Consider the following 5,227-nt stretch of genomic DNA (forward strand, 5'->3'; position numbering starts at 1 on the left):
GAGGAAGTGGATGGACCGGAGCTGAAGTGGGGCAGTGGGGAAGCCATAGTGGAATGGACCCGCAAGATGGGAGCCGGGGAAGGCCTGGGGGCCAAACTGGCGCTGGGTTCCGCCCGGTTGTGTGAGGCCTATGGCCATCCGGAGCTGGCGATGGCGGTCAAGAAGCAGGAACTGCCGGCCTATGACCCGCGGGGTGTGCAGGGCCATGGTTTGCAGTATGCTACCTCCAACCGGGGTGGCTGCCATGTGCGGGGTTACATGATTTCCCCTGAGATTCTGGGCTTGCCGGAGAAGCTGGACCGGTTCTCCCTGGAGGGGAAAGCGGAATGGGTGAAGGTATTCCAGGACCTGACGGCAGTAATCGATAGCCTGGGGCTGTGCCTGTTCACCTCCTTTGCCCTGGGGGCGCAGGATTATGCCGACCTGTATAATGCCGCCACCGGGGAAAACCTGACAGCAGAACAACTGCTGGCCTGCGGGGAACGGATCTGGAACAATGAGCGCCTGTTCAACCTGCAGGAGGGCTATACCGCCCAGGACGATACCCTGCCCCGGCGTTTACTGGAAGAGCCCATTCCGGACGGGCCGTCCAAGGGCAGTGTGCACCGGCTGGCAGAACTGTTGCCTGTCTATTACCAGGTGCGGGGCTGGGATGAAAACGGAGTGCCAACAGCGGCCAGGAGACAGGAACTGGGGTTATAAGAAGAAAAGGAGGGCTTCCTGGACCGGGAAGTCCTCCTTTGACAATAATTCGCAAAGGTGGGTGAAAAGAGGATGAGTGAGCAATGGCGGCGCTTTATAGCTGGTGAGAATACAGTGAGTGGAGTAGAACCGATTATCCTGCGTTCCTGGCAGAGGAGCAGAGAAAGAAGAGTAAACTACCGACTGGTAAAGGATACTGATATACTCCCGGCGCCGCTTTTGCGTGAGCGTTGTCAAGCTCAGGAGAGTTTAGTTCAAGCTGCAGAACAGGTACTTCCGTATATTTATCGTTTGCTGCAGGGTCAGAATTATATGGTCATTTTGTGTGATTTCGAAGGCTATATCTTGAAAGTAGTCGGAGATCCGCCTTTTCTGACCAGAGCACAACAAGTACAGTTATCACCGGGAGCCAACTGGCGAGAAGACGTAAGGGGTACAAATGCCATTGGTACGTCAATTTCCGAAGGTACGGCAGTAAAAGTATTAGGCTGGGAGCATTATGTTCAGGAGAACCATTTTTTATCCTGCTGGGCTGCTCCTGTACGTAATCCCCAGGGGAAAATCGTAGGGGTTCTGGATATATCCGGAGAAAGTGGACAGAGAAATAGTCGTTTTCTGGAAATAGCCTTGATTGGCGCTAAAATGATCGAACAAAACCTGCTTCTTGCTGAATTGCAAAAAGAAGCTGCTATAAGTCAGCGAGGATTGCAGCTGGCGGGAGCTATGCTGCGGCAAGGATTTATTGTAATAGACAACAAAGGGGTAATCAAGGAAATTAACCAGCAGGGTGCGCAGCTCCTGGGTAAAAGACGAGAGGAAATAATTGGTAACACAGTAGGAGATGTTTTTGATAATACCAAAAGTATCCTGTTCAGCCACAAGAGATTAGACCTGCAGTTTGAAGACAATGCTGGCAAGGAAATTGATTCCCGTCTGATACGAGTTACTTCCCCTGAAGGTCGTTTGCTCGGTAGCGTTGGGGTTTTAAACCTGACCAGGGCAAATGTCGATCCCACAGAGTCCAGTTGCTGGGTTGGGAACTGTGCCAAATCGAAACAGGTGCTGGATATAGCGGCTAGAGCGGCTGCGGTCAATGTTTCTGTATTGCTTCAGGGGGAAAGTGGTACAGGTAAAGAAGTGATAGCCCGATATATTCATCAGCTGAGTGACCGCCGGGAAGGACCGTTTGTAGCCTTAAATTGTGCAGCATTGCCTCCTAATTTGATTGAAAGTGAGCTTTTCGGCTATGCTGAAGGCGCTTTTACCGGTGCCAAAAAAGGTGGACAACCGGGCAAATTTGAACTGGCTGATGGCGGAACGATTTTTCTTGATGAAATTGGGGATATGCCTGCCAATGTACAGGTGGCTCTGTTAAGATTGCTGCAGGAAAGGGAAGTTTGTCGCATCGGTGATCATAAGGTCAGGAAAATTAATGTGAGGGTAATTGCGGCAACCCATAAAGATTTAGAAAAACTGGTTAAAACTGGCTTGTTTCGCCTGGATCTGTATTATCGTTTAAAAGTGGTTACCATTAACCTGCCGCCACTACGGGAGCGAATAGAGGACATCTATGACCTGGTACCCTATTTTGTTTCTAAAGCTTGCCAGAATATGGGTAAACCTTTGCTGGAAGTGGACCGGGAAATATATCCTTATTTACTTGCTTACCATTGGCCCGGAAATGTGCGGGAATTGGAAAATATTATAACTGGCATGGTTGCTTTAGCCGGTGGACCTCAAATCACGGTAGCGGATTTGCCTCCCGAACTGCGGCAAAATCTATTTTGTAGCACAAAAGTCGAGGAAGGAGCGTTATTGGAAGAAAAAACCAGGCTGGCTATTATCGAGGCATTACAAAAAACCAAAGGGAAAATTGCTCCGGCTGCCAGGCTGCTGGGAATGGGCAGAACTACCCTGTATCGAAAACTGAAGGAATACAATTTGCTTAAATGAACAAAGTGTACCGGCACGAACTGTTTTATTGTGGAACAGTTCGTTTTTTTTTCGGTTCAGCAAAGCCGTTAATTCAGGTTGATGGATTTTTCTGAAAATTGGCATGAATTTTGCAAAAGATGATTAATGCCAACACAACCAGTAAAAGATTATAGTAGGAAGGAGGAATGAAAGATGTCAGTTGTTCATCAGGTTTTTGGTTATTTTATGCCTACGGTTAATTTAATGGGGGCCGGGGCTGCTCAGAAAGTGGGTGAACAGGCAAAGCTTCTGGGGGGTAAAAAAGTCTTACTGGTTACTGATGCTTATTTGAACCAGATAGGCATGGCCAAAGAGATCAGTGACATTATTGAAAAGGAAGGCATTAAAGTAGTAATTTATCCGGGGGCAGAACCGAATCCGACTGATAAAAATGTTCATGATGGGGTTGACCTCTTCAAAAAAGAAGGCTGTGACCTGATTGTTTCCCTGGGTGGAGGTTCAAGTCATGACTGTGCCAAAGGGATTGGTATTGTAGCTGCTAATGGCGGGAACATCCGTGACTATGAAGGTGTGGATAAATCCACCAAACCGATGATTCCCTTGATTGCAGTCAACACAACAGCTGGTACTGCCAGTGAAATGACCCGTTTTTGTATCATCACTGATACGGACCGTCATGTAAAAATGGCTATCGTTGACTGGCGTTGTACTCCGAATGTTGCCATTAACGACCCGTTGCTGATGATGAAAAAGCCACCGGCATTGACCGCAGCTACTGGTATGGATGCCTTGACACATGCGGTGGAAGCCTATGTATCCACGGCGGCTACTCCGGTAACCGATTCAGCTGCCCTGATGGCCATCAAATTGATTAGCCAGTATTTGCGGCGGGCAGTAGCAAATGGTGATGACTTTGAGGCCCGGGATAAAATGGCTTATGCTGAGTTTTTGGCTGGTATGGCGTTTAATAACGCCAGCCTCGGTTATGTTCATGCGATGGCTCACCAGCTGGGTGGTTTTTATAACCTGCCCCACGGGGTTTGCAATGCTATCCTCTTGCCTCATGTAGAACGGTTCAACCTGATCGCCAATCCGCAGCGGTTTGCTGATATTGCTGAAGCAATGGGAGAAAACATTGTCGGCCTTTCTGTGCGCGCTGCGGCTGACAAGGCGCTGGAGGCAATTGTGCAATTGTCCCAGGATATTGGGATTCCGCGGGGGCTGACTGAACTGGGAGTAAAAGAAGAAGATATTCCTGTCATGGCTCAAAATGCTATGAAAGATGCCTGTAGTTTAACCAACCCACGGAAGGCTACCCTGGAGGATGTAATTCAAATTTATAAAAATGCTTTGTAACAAGATATGAAGAAAGAGGTGTTTGCACAGTGTTCAATGCTTATTCGGGTAAAATTCTGCGCATCAATTTAACTACCGGCTCTATCACCACCGAAGCCCTGCCGGTGGAGAAAGCCAGAGCCTTTCTCGGCGGCCGGGGCCTGGGGGGCCGCATGCTGGCCGAAGAAATTCCGGCTGGTATCGATCCTTTGAGTGAAGCTAACAAAATCTTTTTCATTACCGGTCCGCTTACCGGTACTTCCGCTCCGACTTCCGGACGTTACATGGTAGTTACCAAATCCCCCCTCAACAATACCATTGCCTCTTCCAACTCCGGAGGTTTCTGGGGCGCAGAACTGAAATTCGCTGGCTATGACATGGTGATTGTAGAAGGGAAAGCAGCCAAACCCGTATATATCTACATCAAGGATGACCAGGTGGAAATCCGCCCTGCCGACAAGTACTGGGGCAAACTGGTCAGTGAAACCACTGACGGACTTCTGGCTGAGGCAGGAGACGACAAGGCCAGGGTATTGACCATCGGTCCGGCCGGGGAACGGCTATCTCCCATCGCTGCCGTCATGAATGACCGCTACCGGGCCGCAGGCCGTTCCGGGGTAGGGGCTGTTATGGGCTCCAAGAACCTGAAGGCCATCGTGGTGCGAGGCAGCGGTAAGGTAGAAGTAGCCCAGCCCGACCGCTTCAAGGAAGTGGTCAGCGGGCTGTTGAAGAAAATCCGGGAGAACGGCGTCACCGGCCAGGGCCTGCCGGCTTATGGCACAGCGGTGCTGGTCAATATCATCAATGAAAGCGGCATATTGCCCACCAACAATTTTCAGGAAGCCTATTTCCCGGCTGCCGATGAAATCTCCGGGGAAACTCTGGCGGAGAAATACCTGAAAAAGAAAGATCCCTGTTATCGCTGTCCCATCGCCTGTGGCCGCTACTGTGAAGTAGACGGGGAAGAAGGGGGCGGTCCGGAGTATGAAACCATCTGGGCCTATGGCTCTGACTGCGGCGTCTCCGACCTGAAAGCGATAATCAAGGCCAACAATCTCTGCAATGAGTACGGTTTGGATACCATCTCAGCTGGAGCTACCATTGCGGCGGCCATGGAGCTTTACCAGCGGGGCATCATCAAGCCCGAGGAAGTGGATGGACCGGAGCTGAAGTGGGGCAGTGGGGAAGCCATAGTGGAATGGACCCGCAAGATGGGAGCCGGGGAAGGCCTGGGGGCCAAACTGGCGCTGGGTTC

At 50.3% G+C, this 5,227-nt stretch carries 4 protein-coding genes; all 4 read left to right on the plus strand.

Annotation, left to right across the window (positions count from 1 at the left end; all coding sequences use genetic code 11):
• The coding region (locus ULO1_RS14045) for an aldehyde ferredoxin oxidoreductase C-terminal domain-containing protein (RefSeq protein WP_200806979.1) at positions 1-702 on the plus strand (702 nt) is incomplete at its 5' end.
• Between the two features lie 72 nt (positions 703-774).
• Complete coding sequence (locus ULO1_RS14050) at positions 775-2,655, plus strand: sigma-54-dependent Fis family transcriptional regulator (RefSeq protein WP_079906735.1); 1,881 nt, start codon at positions 775-777, stop codon at positions 2,653-2,655.
• Positions 2,656-2,829: 174 nt separating this feature from the next.
• Complete coding sequence (locus tag ULO1_RS14055; protein WP_079933781.1) at positions 2,830-3,993, plus strand: iron-containing alcohol dehydrogenase; 1,164 nt, start codon at positions 2,830-2,832, stop codon at positions 3,991-3,993.
• 29 nt (positions 3,994-4,022) lie between these two features.
• Positions 4,023-5,227 (plus strand): aldehyde ferredoxin oxidoreductase family protein (locus tag ULO1_RS14060; protein WP_079933782.1); only part of this gene is annotated, 1,205 nt, incomplete at its 3' end.

The sequence above is a fragment of the Carboxydocella sp. ULO1 genome, from assembly GCF_002049255.1.
In the GTDB taxonomy this organism is placed as follows: Bacteria; Bacillota.